Origin of the sequence: Sphingomonas sp. OK281, assembly GCF_900115295.1 — a bacterium.
Classification (GTDB): domain Bacteria; phylum Pseudomonadota; class Alphaproteobacteria; order Sphingomonadales; family Sphingomonadaceae; genus Sphingomonas.
Genome location: NZ_FOVZ01000002.1, coordinates 753,946 through 766,612, shown reverse-complemented (window position 1 = coordinate 766,612; position 12,667 = coordinate 753,946). Strand labels below are relative to the sequence as shown.

14 protein-coding genes are annotated in these 12,667 nt (G+C 65.6%); 5 read left to right on the top strand and 9 right to left on the bottom strand.

All coding sequences use genetic code 11. The features are described 5' to 3' along the window. Positions 1 to 59 precede the first annotated feature (59 nt). The 4 genes from BM244_RS09660 to BM244_RS09645 form a co-directional block, all read right to left on the bottom strand. A complete protein-coding gene (locus BM244_RS09660) occupies positions 60 to 1,304 on the bottom strand; it encodes a methyltransferase family protein (protein WP_175518150.1) in 1,245 nt (414 codons plus the stop codon). Between the two features lie 204 nt (positions 1,305 to 1,508). After that, on the bottom strand, positions 1,509 to 1,931 hold the full coding sequence (locus BM244_RS09655) for a MarR family winged helix-turn-helix transcriptional regulator (protein WP_093398693.1): 423 nt from the start codon (positions 1,929 to 1,931) through the stop codon (positions 1,509 to 1,511). A gap of 20 nt (positions 1,932 to 1,951) precedes the next feature. Then, a complete protein-coding gene (locus BM244_RS09650) occupies positions 1,952 to 2,410 on the bottom strand; it encodes a hypothetical protein (RefSeq protein WP_093398692.1) in 459 nt (152 codons plus the stop codon). 34 nt (positions 2,411 to 2,444) lie between these two features. Next, positions 2,445 to 3,392, bottom strand: a complete 948-nt coding sequence (locus BM244_RS09645; protein WP_093398691.1) for a sigma factor-like helix-turn-helix DNA-binding protein — start codon at positions 3,390 to 3,392, stop codon at positions 2,445 to 2,447. 246 nt (positions 3,393 to 3,638) lie between these two features. On the opposite strand from BM244_RS09645, the gene BM244_RS09640 reads away from it, so the two are divergent. Continuing rightward, the gene (locus tag BM244_RS09640) at positions 3,639 to 4,457 is read left to right on the top strand and encodes an alpha/beta hydrolase (protein WP_175518149.1); all 819 of its coding nucleotides are present in this window, start codon (positions 3,639 to 3,641) and stop codon (positions 4,455 to 4,457) included. Positions 4,458 to 4,462: 5 nt separating this feature from the next. On the opposite strand, the gene BM244_RS09635 is transcribed toward BM244_RS09640, so the two are convergent. The 3 genes from BM244_RS09635 to groES all read right to left on the bottom strand — a co-directional run bounded on the left by BM244_RS09635 (position 4,463) and on the right by groES (position 7,230). After that, complete coding sequence (locus BM244_RS09635) at positions 4,463 to 5,017, bottom strand: Uma2 family endonuclease (RefSeq protein WP_093398689.1); 555 nt, start codon at positions 5,015 to 5,017, stop codon at positions 4,463 to 4,465. Positions 5,018 to 5,214: 197 nt separating this feature from the next. After that, positions 5,215 to 6,858, bottom strand: coding sequence for a chaperonin GroEL (gene groL / locus BM244_RS09630; protein WP_093398688.1), 1,644 nt, complete (start codon positions 6,856 to 6,858; stop codon positions 5,215 to 5,217). A gap of 84 nt (positions 6,859 to 6,942) precedes the next feature. After that, positions 6,943 to 7,230 carry a co-chaperone GroES gene (groES, locus tag BM244_RS09625; RefSeq protein ID WP_056052039.1) on the bottom strand — a complete coding sequence of 96 codons (288 nt, stop codon included), beginning with the start codon at positions 7,228 to 7,230 and terminating at the stop codon, positions 6,943 to 6,945. 538 nt (positions 7,231 to 7,768) lie between these two features. On the opposite strand from groES, the gene sppA reads away from it, so the two are divergent. Further along, the gene (gene sppA / locus BM244_RS09620) at positions 7,769 to 9,712 is read left to right on the top strand and encodes a signal peptide peptidase SppA (protein ID WP_093398687.1); all 1,944 of its coding nucleotides are present in this window, start codon (positions 7,769 to 7,771) and stop codon (positions 9,710 to 9,712) included. After that, entirely contained in the window at positions 9,712 to 10,299 is a 588-nt protein-coding gene (locus BM244_RS09615) for a GNAT family N-acetyltransferase (protein ID WP_093398686.1), read from the top strand. The genes sppA and BM244_RS09615 overlap by 1 nt, the downstream gene beginning before the upstream one ends. 327 nt (positions 10,300 to 10,626) lie before the next feature. Here BM244_RS09615 and BM244_RS09610 read toward each other — a convergent pair whose 3' ends face one another. Then, the gene (locus tag BM244_RS09610) at positions 10,627 to 11,265 is read right to left on the bottom strand and encodes a trimeric intracellular cation channel family protein (RefSeq protein WP_056066054.1); all 639 of its coding nucleotides are present in this window, start codon (positions 11,263 to 11,265) and stop codon (positions 10,627 to 10,629) included. Positions 11,266 to 11,461: 196 nt separating this feature from the next. Here BM244_RS09610 and BM244_RS09605 point away from each other — a divergent pair, with 196 nt between their 5' ends. Both BM244_RS09605 and BM244_RS09600 read left to right on the top strand, forming a co-directional pair. Next, positions 11,462 to 11,767 carry a glycine zipper 2TM domain-containing protein gene (locus BM244_RS09605; RefSeq protein ID WP_093399078.1) on the top strand — a complete coding sequence of 102 codons (306 nt, stop codon included), beginning with the start codon at positions 11,462 to 11,464 and terminating at the stop codon, positions 11,765 to 11,767. 106 nt (positions 11,768 to 11,873) lie between these two features. Then, positions 11,874 to 12,302, top strand: a complete 429-nt coding sequence (locus BM244_RS09600) for an OsmC family protein (protein WP_056065668.1) — start codon at positions 11,874 to 11,876, stop codon at positions 12,300 to 12,302. Between the two features lie 57 nt (positions 12,303 to 12,359). Here BM244_RS09600 and BM244_RS09595 read toward each other — a convergent pair whose 3' ends face one another. Beyond that, positions 12,360 to 12,581, bottom strand: coding sequence for a hypothetical protein (locus tag BM244_RS09595; protein WP_093398685.1), 222 nt, complete (start codon positions 12,579 to 12,581; stop codon positions 12,360 to 12,362). Positions 12,582 to 12,667: the final 86 nt, after the last annotated feature.

The window sequence follows — 12,667 nt, the reverse complement described above, 5'->3', positions numbered from 1 at the left end:
ATCCGGTCCACGGCATAGGTCAGCCCCTCCCCTAACCCCTCCCGCAAGCGGGAGGGGAATCAGCCGCGCAGCTTCGCAAACAGCCGCGGCACCAGGCCGTTGCGTGTCATCCAGTCGAAATACGCGCGATAGTCCGGGTCGAGCTTCAGATGGCGCTCCTCCGTCTTCGCGCGCCAGTAATACACGCCGCTGACCGCCGCCATCAGCAGCGTCGCACGGGCCGCGTCGACCACGCTGCCGAGCGTCAGCACGGGGATCGTGGAGATCCACCAGAACAGGTTCTTCGACAGATACGCCGGGTGCCGCGACACCGCGTACGGCCCGTGCGTCAGGATCCCGCGGTTGGTGAGGTTGGAGAAACGGAAGCCGAACGCCATCGTCGCCCAGGCGTAGATTGCGGTCAGCCCCACCAGCGTCGCGCCAATCAGCGCGAGCAGGATCGGATGCCATTGAAACCAGTAGGCCCAGTCCGACGTGCCCGGATGATAATCTAGCGGACCACCCGTGGTCATCAAGATGAACGGCGGGTAGCACATCAGCGCCGGCATCCACGCCGCCGCATACGGGTTTGCGCTGCGGATGTGTGAATCCAGCGGCCGGAACGTCAGCAGATACCCGACCGTCGCGAACGCCACGTCGATCAGGAACATCAGCGTCACCAGCCAGCTCGACAGCGCGACCGGATCGCGCAGGACGATCGCGACATCGCCGCGAACGAAATCGCCGAACCCAGGCGGCACGATCGCGAGCATGAAGGCGAGGAAGAACGTCTTCACCCCCCACGCGCGGAGATGCCCGTAGATCGACTCGCGCTCGACACCCGCCTGCCCCGTAAGCCAGGCGCCGAGATGCCACGCGCCATCGTGCGGCTCCACGAGGTACCGGTCGATCCACAACACATAGGGGATCGATGCGACGAACAGGATCGGCGCGGCATTGGTAAAACACCACATCGCGAACGCGAAATTGCCCTGCCAGTAGAACCGCCCGGCGCCATAGATCACTGCAATCCCCGCCCAGGTCGCCCATAATCCGGCGAGCTTGGTAAGACTGAGGTCCAGTGTCGCGCGCCACGGTTTGCCCGCGGACCAGTCGATCCCGGTAGTGGGACTGCGATGCACCTTGTCGACCAGCAGCGACCAGATCACCATCGGCAGCCCGCACGCAGCGACGTTGACGAGCGCGGCATACGGCCCGTCCATGCCGAAATGGCGCGCAAATCCGATCCACGCCAGCACGCCGACCAGCCCTGCGAGCCCGGCGCCATGGCTGACGGCCGACTGCGGTCGAGGATCGGGGCTCATGCGATTGGGAATAGGGGCATCGGATTCCATCGCCGTCCTGTAGCGCGCAATGGTAAGCAACGCGTGAACCATCGTCTACGTGCTGGCGCGATCCGGACCTCGCCCCCGTCGCGTGGCCCGTCGCGTGCCACGTCGCGTGCCACGTCGCGGATGATCGGCATCCTGGTTATCATGGCAACGCCGGTCGATGGATAGTCCGTTACCCTATTCGATCATCCGGCCAAGCAGGCTGGACATGCGGCGTTTGCCGAGCACCGTCAGCCTGACGTGCGAGCGGCGGGCATCACGCTCATCCCGCGTGCGCTCGACCAAATCGGCATCCTGCAGCATTGTCAGGTAGCGCAGCGCGGTGGCGGAGGGTGCGCGCGCGCCGATGCATACGGCCGATACGCTCAGTCGGGATCCCTCGTGATCCGAGATGAACAGGTCGAGCAAGATGTTCCAGGCCGGTTCGGAGAACAGGGCCTCGCCCAGCATCTCGTCGCGGACCTTCCGCATTGCATAAAGACGCCTGGCGACGCCGATCAATGCCGAGGACAACGAGCCGTCGAGTGCCGGATCCGCCAGCGACGGGAACGACGGGCGCTTGCTGGCGCCGGTGGGAAACAGGGCGATTGCGTATGTCATATACGTCTTCCGAATAGGCGTCAGCGAAACGTCGGGTCCTGGCGGCTCCAGTCGAGATCGCAGCCATGGGCCCGAATCCGCCGCGAGTGCCTGAGCGTCCCGATCACGAGAAGCAGAACGATGGGGTAGCTCCACGCTGCGGAGAGAAGGGCGTAGACGAGGCGCATCACGTCGGGGCTGAGCACCCGAACGAAATGCGCCCCCGTCCCCAGCGCGTGCAAGGCGGTGGCCCAGGCGATCCAGAACCGGTCCGCCTTCAGCGTGATCGCAACCAATACTGCGAGGAGGAGCAGGTCGACGATCATCACGCTGGCCTCAAGCCCCGCGAACAGCACTGGGATATTGCGCTGCACGATCCCGGTAGCGACCGCCGCAACCAGCAACGCCAATCCCGTCAGCCGCTCCGGTGCCCCGCCCCGCAGGAGCGCATAGCCGGATGCAGCCACCTGTATCGCGTAGAACAGCCAGACCCGATCCAACCTTAACCTCCAAAGCCGGACTGCAAGCGACGGCTCAGGCCACTGCCGCCAGCCGAACGGGCGCTTCGGGCTGCAACGCACCTTCGTTCGGCGGGCATTCGGCGGTATCGCCATAACCGTAGAACTGGCCGAGCCCTATCTCCGCGCGGACGTCGACCAGCGCGCGATGCGCGTCGAGGAAGCGCTGGCGGACGCTGATCATGTCGAACGACGCCTGCGACATCATCTGCAACGCTGCTGCGCCGGTACCGACCGGCAGGTTGGCGGCGACGCGCTGTTGCAACAGCGTCGATACGCACGACGCGGCCAGCATCGCCGCATGATCGACTGCGGCTTCCGCCTTCAGGAAATCGAGCGTGACCTTGTCCGTTGCGGCGCGTCTTTGTTTCAACATTGTCGTTCTCCCCATTGGCGCCATCGTTGCAGCGCCATGTATCGGGGCCGTGCGATCCCGGTTCGATCGCAACAGGCTGGTCAGCGTCATCGCCATGTTCACGAGCGCCATCGAGGTGACGGCGATCAGGCCCATGAGCGCGATCAGCTTGACGAGCCTGTCGCCAATCGAAAACCGATTGCGCGCCACCCCCACCGGTCCGCTGCTCCGGGCTGTCCCGAAGAAGCGGCGAACAAACCCCCACGGCTCGATCTGCGTCGCTTGTGGGCGTTCGACGACGGCGTTGGGAACGTCGAATGGTTCGGATGGTATCTGTTCGTACGGGAGCGATGGACCGGTCGGCTGCCCCTCGCCTTGCATCGAAACGGCGTCGTCCCACCGCGTCTGCTCATACTGCTGCAACTGACGTGCCGCCTCGAACCGCGTGCTGACGCCGAGGGTCTGGACCGCGCGCTCGATACGCTTGTCGATCGCCGATGGGGAGACGCCCACCAACGCTGCGATTTCCTTCGAATTATGATGCGTCAGCACGAGCCGGAGACAGGCGCGCTGAGCTTCGGTCAACTGATCGATGCGGCCTGCGGTCATGCGCCAATGGTAGCGTGATCGCGGGCCGGTTGCACCTGTCTCGTACCATTTCCCGGAATGGGACACAGGCCGTTGAATTGGAAGGAATTATCCGTGTCGAGACGGCGACGCGTTCGTAAGAGCGTCGAAAAATGGATGAGGGTTAACGACGTGGCGATCAGCAGCACTACGACGTGCCGAGCGAGCGACGCGCGAATGCGCCTCCGCGTGCGGCGCCGGCGGCTTCCGGGCCGGGCATCTTCCTGCTTGGTTATTGCACCCCTGACCTTGCTGCTTGCGTCGCTGAGCGGCTGCATCAATCCGGTCGGGCGGTCGCTCTACGCGCCTGCGCCGTTGGGATCGACCACGCCCTCCTGGACCGCACGGGTGCCGCAGCTCGTCGATACGACCACGAAGGACGGCGTGCGGTTGCAAGGGTGGTTCTGGCCGCCGGAAGCCGCGGGCGGCGCGGTTCTGGTCTATCTGCCGGGGCGCGCAGGCAATCGCGATATCGCGGCCAAGGCGGCGCAGGCGTTCGCGCAAGGTGGCCACGGCCTGCTCGTCGCATCCTATCGCGGCTATGGTGACAATCCCGGCGTGCCCGACGAACGCGGACTGTACCAGGATGGCCGGGCGTTCGTGGACCTGGCGAAGCGGCTGGTGCCGAGCGGCAAGCACTTCGTGTTCGGGGACGGGCTCGGTTCCGCGGTGGCGCTGAACGTCGCGGCCGATACGGCGGCCGGGGCGGACGTCGACGGGGTGGTGACGCTGGGTGCGTTCGATTCGTTCGCGCGCTTCGTACCGGGCCTCGAGCGTGGCCTGTATTCGGCCGCGTTCGACAATGTCGCGGCGATCCGCCGGGTCAAGGTACCCGTGCTGCTGATGCACGGTCGCAAGGACGAGGTCGTGCCGTTCGCCGCGGCGGAGCGATTGCGCGCGGCGGCCGGCGGGAAGGCGTTGGTCGTGCCGATCGACGGCGAGGCGTATCACAGCTTCGACCTGAGCCATATCGCACCCGTCGTGTGGCGAGCGCTGGACCAGATCGCGGCGGACGAAGCGGCGGCGCCAGCTGCCCGAACGAGGTAGCGGGCTCAGTCCCGGGCGAAGATTTCGGCGTGGGGGATGGTCAGGCCGAGCGAGGGAATGACGAGGTCCAGAGAGGTCGAGAACAACGTCTCTATCCAGCCGCCCTCGATCCGCTGGTGAACCGACAGAGCCTCGGCGTCGGCGTCGACGAAGGCGAGCGTATCGACCGAATTCAGCGCGCGATATTCGTCTTTCTTGACGGTCAGGTCGAAGTGTCGGGTCGAGGGGGACAGTATCTCGATTATAACGCGCGGATCGGACAGGGTCAGATCGTCTGGCCGATCGCCGGGTGCGCCGCAGTCGATGGTGAGATCGGGGTAGCGCACCGACCGGTCCTGTGTGCGGACCGCCATGTCGGAGCCGTAGGGTGTGCAGCCCGAGCCACGCAGGGCAGACCGGACGAATGCAGTGAGATTGACCTGCACGCGAGAATGCTCGCGCGTGCCGCCGGCCATCATGCGAATGACGCCGTTGTCGAGCTCGGCCTTCATGTCGGCGCCGAAGTCGATCTGGAGGAATTCCTCGGCTGTCAGCAGCCGGTAGTGCGGGTCGCTCGCCATGTCGGAGACATACGCTGGTTGGCTAGACAAACAAAGGGCCGGGGATTGCTTCCCGGCCCTCTGCTTTGGTCGTCTGTTCGGAACGGAGGACCGGCGAAGCCGGCCCTTTTCGTCGGACGGGACTGGTGGCTTCGCCGCCAGCCCGCCGGCCGTTCTGATTTCGTGCCGGGACCAGCGCTCGCTGGCCCCGTCCGAAATCAGAAGTCCATGCCGCCCATGCCGCCCATGCCGCCGCCGCCCATGGGCATGGCGGGCTTGTCGTCGGCGAGCTCGCTCACAGCCGCTTCGGTCGTGATCAGCAGGCCTGCGACCGATGCGGCGTTCTGCAGCGCGGTGCGGACGACCTTGGTCGGATCGATCACGCCGGCTTCCACCAGGTTCTCGTACGTGTCGGTCGCGGCGTTGAAGCCGATCGACGTGTCGTTGCCGTCGAGCAGCTTGCCCGAAACCACCGCACCGTCATGACCTGCGTTCTGTGCGATCTGGCGAACCAGAGCCGTCAGCGACTTGCGCACGATATCGATACCGCGCGTCTGGTCGTCGTTCGCACCCTCGAGGCCGTCGAGAGCCTTGGTTGCGTACAGCAGAGCCGTACCGCCGCCGGGGACGATGCCTTCTTCGACGGCTGCGCGGGTTGCGTGCAGCGCGTCGTCGACGCGGTCCTTGCGCTCCTTGACTTCAACTTCCGACGAACCACCGACCTTGATCACGGCAACGCCGCCGGCAAGCTTGGCGAGACGCTCCTGGAGCTTCTCCTTGTCGTAGTCGCTGGTCGTGTTCTCGATCTGCTGGCGGATCGCTTCGGTGCGGCCCTTGATCGTGTCGTGATCGCCGGCACCGTCGACGATGACGGTGTTGTCCTTGTCGATCGTGACGCGCTTGGCGGTGCCGAGCATGCCGAGCGTGACGGTCTCGAGCTTGATGCCGAGGTCTTCCGAGATCATCTCGCCCTTGGTCAGGATCGCGATGTCCTCGAGCATCGCCTTGCGACGATCGCCGAAGCCCGGTGCCTTGACCGCTGCGACCTTCAGGCCGCCGCGCAGCTTGTTGACGACGAGCGTGGCCAGAGCCTCACCCTCGATGTCTTCTGCGATGATCAGGAGCGGACGACCCGACTGGACGACGGCTTCCAGGATCGGGAGCATCGCCTGCAGGTTCGAGAGCTTCTTCTCGTGGATCAGGATGTAGGGATCCTGAAGCTCGACGGTCATCTTCTCGGGGTTGGTGATGAAGTACGGCGACAGATAGCCGCGGTCGAACTGCATGCCCTCGACGACGTCGAGCTCGAATTCGAGACCCTTCGCTTCCTCGACGGTGATCACGCCTTCCTTGCCGACCTTCTCCATGGCTTCGGCGATCTTCTCGCCGACTTCACGGTCGCCATTGGCCGAGATGATGCCGACCTGCGCCACTTCCTTCGAACCCGAAACCGGCTTCGAACGCGCCTTGACGTCCTCGACGACCTTGATGACGGCGAGATCGATGCCGCGCTTCAGGTCCATCGGGTTCATGCCCGCTGCGACCGACTTCATGCCCTCGCGGACGATGGCCTGCGCCAGAACCGTCGCGGTGGTGGTGCCGTCGCCGGCGATGTCGTTGGTCTTCGAGGCCACTTCGCGCAGCATCTGCGCACCCATGTTCTCGAACTTGTCCTTGAGCTCGATCTCCTTGGCGACGGTGACGCCGTCCTTGGTGATGCGCGGTGCGCCGAAGCTCTTGTCGATGACGACGTTGCGGCCCTTGGGGCCCAAGGTCACCTTGACTGCGTCGGCGAGGATGTCGACGCCGCGGAGGATGCGCTCACGCGCGTCACGACCGAATTTTACGTCCTTGGAAGCCATGTCAGCTGCCCTTTCAAAAAGTGGAAGTTCACGAAGTTCACGCTACGCAGGGGTCGCAAACCACTCCCGCGCGAGTGACTTGAGTTAACCGACGATCCCGAGGATGTCGGATTCCTTCATGATCAACAGGTCCTCACCGTCGACCTTGACCTCGGTGCCCGACCATTTGCCGAACAGGATCTTGTCGCCGGTCTTGACGTCGAGCGGGGTGATCGTGCCGTTCTCGGCGCGGGTGCCGGTGCCGATGGCGACGACTTCGCCTTCCTGCGGCTTTTCCTTGGCGGTGTCGGGGATGATGATGCCGCCAGCCGTCTTCTCTTCGGCTTCGAGGCGCTTCACCAGCACGCGATCATGCAACGGACGAAAGTTCATGGGGTCCATGTCCTTTTGGATTGTGACAGATTTCTGGCACTCGAGCTTATCGAGTGCCAACGGACGGCATATGTGCCTCGGGGTGCGGCATGTCAAAGGTTCCGGGGGTGAAATTTTTTCGGGCGGGCGTGGGTTTCGGGCACCTGCGCTCGTTTGCCCGAACCTCCACCCCGGCGGAGGCCGGGGCCCAGGTGGCAAGGTCGGCGTAACGAGACGCAGCGCTCCGTTAGCGACGTTCCCCAACTGGGCCCCGGCCTTCGCCGGGGTGGTGGAATTGGGATGCGTCTGGGCGCTTGCATTCGCAGGAGAACAAGGCTGGGCGAACTTTCCCTTCTGCTCCCCTTCCGCTTGCGGGAGGGGTTGGGGGAGGGGTTTCTTGGGCGGGGTGCTTGTGGGACGCCCCTCTCCTAACCCCTCCCGCAAGCGGGAGGGGGATTGCGTGGTGGTTGGGGTAGATGCACGGGCTTGAACGCTTCCTGTGTTGGACGCGTAATACAGGGCATTTACCTGTGCGCCGCGTTGCTCTAGCTCTCGTCCCATGACCGATACCGCTGCGCCGTCCTACGCCCCCTCCTATGTCGACCCTGCCCGCCCGCCGCGGCGGAAATGGCGGCTCGTGCGGGGGGTGTGGAAGTTCCTCGTGGCGATCAAGGACGCGCTTGTCCTGATCGCGATGTTGCTGTTCTTCGGGCTGATCTTCGCGGCGCTCAATGCGCGGCAGGGCACGACGGCGATCAAGGATGGCGCGCTGGTGCTCGACCTGAACGGCTCGATCGTCGAGCAGCCCGAGGAGCAGGCCGCATTCGCAGCACTGTCCGGGCAGAGCCGGACGCGGCAGTTTCGCCTGCGCGACGTGGTCCGCTCGATCGATACCGCGCGTACCGATGCGCGCGTGAAGGTGGTGGTGCTCGATCTCGACAGCTTCGGTGGCGCTTATCCGGCGGCACTCGGAGAGGTCGGCGATGCGCTGGCTCGGGTGCGTGCGAGCGGGAAGCCGGTGCTCGCTTACGCGACCGCGTACACCGATGGCGGCTATCGCCTCGCGGCGAATGCTAGCGAGATCTGGGTGAACCCGCTGGGCGGGACGATCTTCATGGGGCCGGGCGGCAACCAGCTCTATTACAAGGGCCTGATCGACAAGCTCGGGGTCAACGCGCACGTCTACCGCGTCGGCCGCTACAAGTCGTTCGTCGAGCCCTACACGCGGGCGGACCAGAGCGACGACGCGCGCGCCGCCAGCACTGCGCTGTACGGGACGCTGTTCGCGCAGTGGCGCGAGGCCATCGCCAAGGCACGGCCCAAGGCGCAGATCGCGCAGTTCATGACCGCACCGGACAAGGTCATTCTCGCATCAAACGGCAACATCGCCGAGGCAAACCTGCGCGCGGGCATCGTCGACAAGCTCGGCGATCGGACCAGCTTCGGGCGGCGCGTGGCGGAGATCGCCGGCAGCGACGCGAACAAGCCGGCGGGCAACTACACCGCGATCAAGTACGACGCGTGGGTGAAGGCCAACCCCCTCCCCACCGCGGGCGATTCGATCGGCGTGCTGACGATCGCCGGCGAGATCGTCGACGGCGAGAGCGGCCCCGGCAAGGCGGCGGGCAAGACGATCGAGAAGGCGGTGCTCGACGGGCTCGCCAAGAAGACTTTGAAGGCGCTGGTGGTGCGGGTCGATTCACCGGGTGGATCGGTGATGGCGTCGGAGCAGATCCGGCTCGCGATCCTCGAAGCCAAGCGGCAGAAGCTGCCCGTCGTCGTGTCGATGGGCGGGCTGGCCGCGAGCGGCGGTTACTGGGTGTCGACGCCGGCCGACGTGATCTTTGCCGAGCCCGGCACGATCACCGGCTCGATCGGCATCTTCGGCGTGATCCCGACGTTCGAGAACGCGCTCGCCAAGATCGGCGTGACCAGCGACGGCGTGAAGACCACGCCGCTGTCGGGCCAGCCCGACATCACCGGCGGCACCACGCCGATGTTCGACGCGATCGCACAGGCGGGGATCGAGAACGGGTATCGCCAGTTCGTCGCGCGCGTCGCCGCCTCGCGGAAGATGACGCCGGCGCGGGTGGACGAGATCGGCCAGGGCCGCGTCTGGGATGGCGGCACCGCGCGCCAGATCGGACTGGTTGACCGGTTCGGGACGTTGCAGGACGCGATCGACGAGGCCGCCAAGCGCGCCAAGCTCGATCCGGCCAAGGTGCATGCCGAGTATCTGGAGAAGAAGCCGGGCTTCCTCGCGACGATCGCGCAGGATTTCGGCAATGATGGCGACGATGATGCAGGTGGTGGCGATGCGTTCGCGCATGTCGCGGCGGATCGTCGCCAGATGCTCGCGCGCGCTGTGGGTGACATGAAGCGGCTGGCGACCTCGGGCTCGATCCAGGCGCGCTGCCTGGAGTGCGGCGGGATGGGGCCGACGACTTCGGGTGTCGGCGATGCCAAGCTGCTCGACCTGCTGCTGGCACGGATCGGGTTCTGATGGCGATCCCCGCAACTGGCAACGGCGGCGGGATCGTCATCCGGGCGGCGGTCGCCGAGGATGCCGCTTCGATAGCGGCGATCTATGCGCCGCACGTGCTGGTCGGGACGGTGTCGTTCGAGACCGAGGCGCCCGATGCGCGGCAGATGCGCGCGCGAATGGCGGCGTCGGACGGGCTGTACCCGTGGCTGGTCGCGACGATCGGCTCCGAGGGCGGCGTGCTGGCCTATGCCTATGCGTCCGCGTTCCACAAGCGCGAGGCGTACCGGTTCGCGTGCGAGACCACGGTGTATGTCGCGGATGCGGCGCAGCGGCAGGGCGCGGGGCGGCTGTTGTACGAGGCGCTGATCGATACGCTGCGGGCTCAGGGGTTTACGCAGGCGATCGGGGCGATTGCGTTGCCGAACGATTCGTCGATCAAGCTGCATGAGGCGGTCGGGTTTCGGCGCGCGGGGGTGTACCGCGAGGTCGGGTACAAGAACGGGCAGTGGATCGATGTCGGGCATTGGCAGTGCGAGCTGAACGAGCCTGCGGTGCCGCCGGTGGAGCCGCGGCGGTTTGCGGATGTTGGGGTTGTGCGGGGGTAAAGCTTCCGTGCCTTATTATAGAAGGCTCGCGCGAACACTCGCACCACCCCGGCGAAGGCCGGGGCCCAGTTGGGGAACGTCGCTGACGTGCGCTGCGCTCCGTTACTCCAACCTTTCCAACTGGACCCCGACCTTCGCCGGGGTGGTGGCGGTGTTGGAGCGTGTCGATCTCAACAAGTAGAGATCAGGCGCGCAAGATTGGATCGAGTAAGAGCGGGTCGTCCGTTCAAGCTCAACCGACCGCCCTCCCCTCCTTGTTCTCCCGCGAAGGCGGGAGCCCAGACTGGGTCCCCGCCTTCGCGGGGAAACAAACAAGCGCGCAAGGGGTTAGCGGCGGCCACCATACGCAGGCAGCGCCAGATGGAAGCGGATCGCGGCCGCCCTCAACGTGAACCCTGCACTCGCCGCGATAACCGCCGCCAAAGCAAGCGGCACCCCCAGCAGAACCAACCCGACATAACTGGCCGCCGCCAGCGCCGCCGCGGTCACGTACAGCTCCGGCCGCATCAGGATCGACGGTTCCCCCGCCAGCACATCGCGGATGATACCGCCGACGCAGGCGGTCATTACGCCCATCAGCGCCGCGGGTACCGGTGGCACGCCGTAGCCGAGCGCCTTCGCCGCGCCGTACACCGCGTATGCCGCGAGCCCGACCGCGTCGAACCAGCCGAGCGCTTCGTCCTTCCACCACCGTTCGGGCGTCACCCAGATCAGCAGCGCCACCCCCAGGCACACGCTCGCGGCGCGCGCGTCGTGAACCCAGAACACCGGCGCGCCGATCAGCAGGTCCCGCACCGTGCCGCCGCCGACGCCGGTGATGAGCCCGAAGAACACCAGCGTCACGAACGTCTGGCCGCGCTTGGCCGCCGCTAGCGCCCCCGACGCGGCGAACACCGCGAGCCCGGCCAAGTCGAACCAGGGCGCGGCGACGGGGAGGATCTCGACGGGCAAGGGCACGGGCAACATCGCGGCGGCGTAACCGGCCTGCCGTCGAGCGTAAAGCTGCACCGCGGAATGATGCCCGTCGGCCGTTAATAGCAACGCCCTGGTGCCGGCCGCGAAGATGAACGCCAGCATGAACGCGGTGTTGTTTTTGGTTCATGCAACTGGGGGTATAGTCCCCTCGTTACACCAGCAGATCAATTCACTAGGGAGTTACATGATGCGTAAGTTCGTTCTGGCCATGGGCCTCGGCGTAATGGTCCTGCCGACCATGCTCGTCCCCGTCTCGGCTGCCGATGCGCGCGATCGTCGCGAATGGCGTGGTCGTGACGGCCGCGTCTACTGCAAGAAGAGCAACGGCACGACCGGCACGATCATCGGCGGCGTCGGCGGCGCACTGCTCGGCCGCACGGTCGACACCCGCGGCGACCGCACGGTCGGCACGCTGGGCGGCGCAGTCCTTGGCGGCCTCGCGGGTCGCGCGATCGACAAGGGTACGAGCAACAACAACCGTCGTTGCCGCTGATACTGATCGGCTAAATCAATGCCGCTATTTCGGTAGTTGCGCGTTGTGGAAGGGCGTCGTGGGAAACCGCGACGCCTTTTTTCTTGTCCGATGAAGGATCAAAACGATGACCACACGCAGCGGTTCGGCGAAGTATGAAGGCCTCGGCAAGAGCGGCAAGGGTCATGTCTCGACGCAGTCGGGCGTGCTGTCCGACAGCCCCTACGGCTTCAACACGCGGTTCGAGAACGAGCCCGGCACCAACCCCGAGGAGCTGATCGCGGCTGCGCATGCATCGTGCTTCACGATGGCGCTGAGCTTCGCGCTCGCCGGCAAGGGCTATGAGGCAGGGACGCTCGAGACCTCCGCCAAGGTGACGCTCGACAAGGATGGCGACGGGTTCAAGATCACCAAGTCGGCGCTGACGCTGAACGCCAAGGTAGACGGCATCTCGAAGGAAGAGTTCGAGGCGATCGCCGCGGATGCCAAGGCGAACTGCCCGGTGTCGAAGGTGCTCAACGCCGAGATCACGCTGGAGCATAATCTCGCCGCATAACGGCGAGTACATTTCGCGATCAGGAGGGCCCGGTGGAAACGCCGGGCCCTTCTTGCGTCAGATGATGCCGCCGCCGAGGCTGAGGCGGAGCGCGAAGATGATGATCAGCACGATGTTGAGGTTGCGGCCGCCGTTGCTCGACGAGAGCGCGCCGACGGCGGCACCGACGATGCCGATCGGGATGACGAGCCAGTTCATCCAGCCGAGCAGCGGGATGAACGCGACGAGGCCGAGCACCAGGGTGACGAGGCCGATGAGGATCGAGACGATGTTGAGCATGGGGTGAACATGGCGAGTCGCGGGGGTTCGGGCAAGATCGGCTTCACGCGCTCGACTGGGGACATGCGGAAAACGCTTTCTTCACC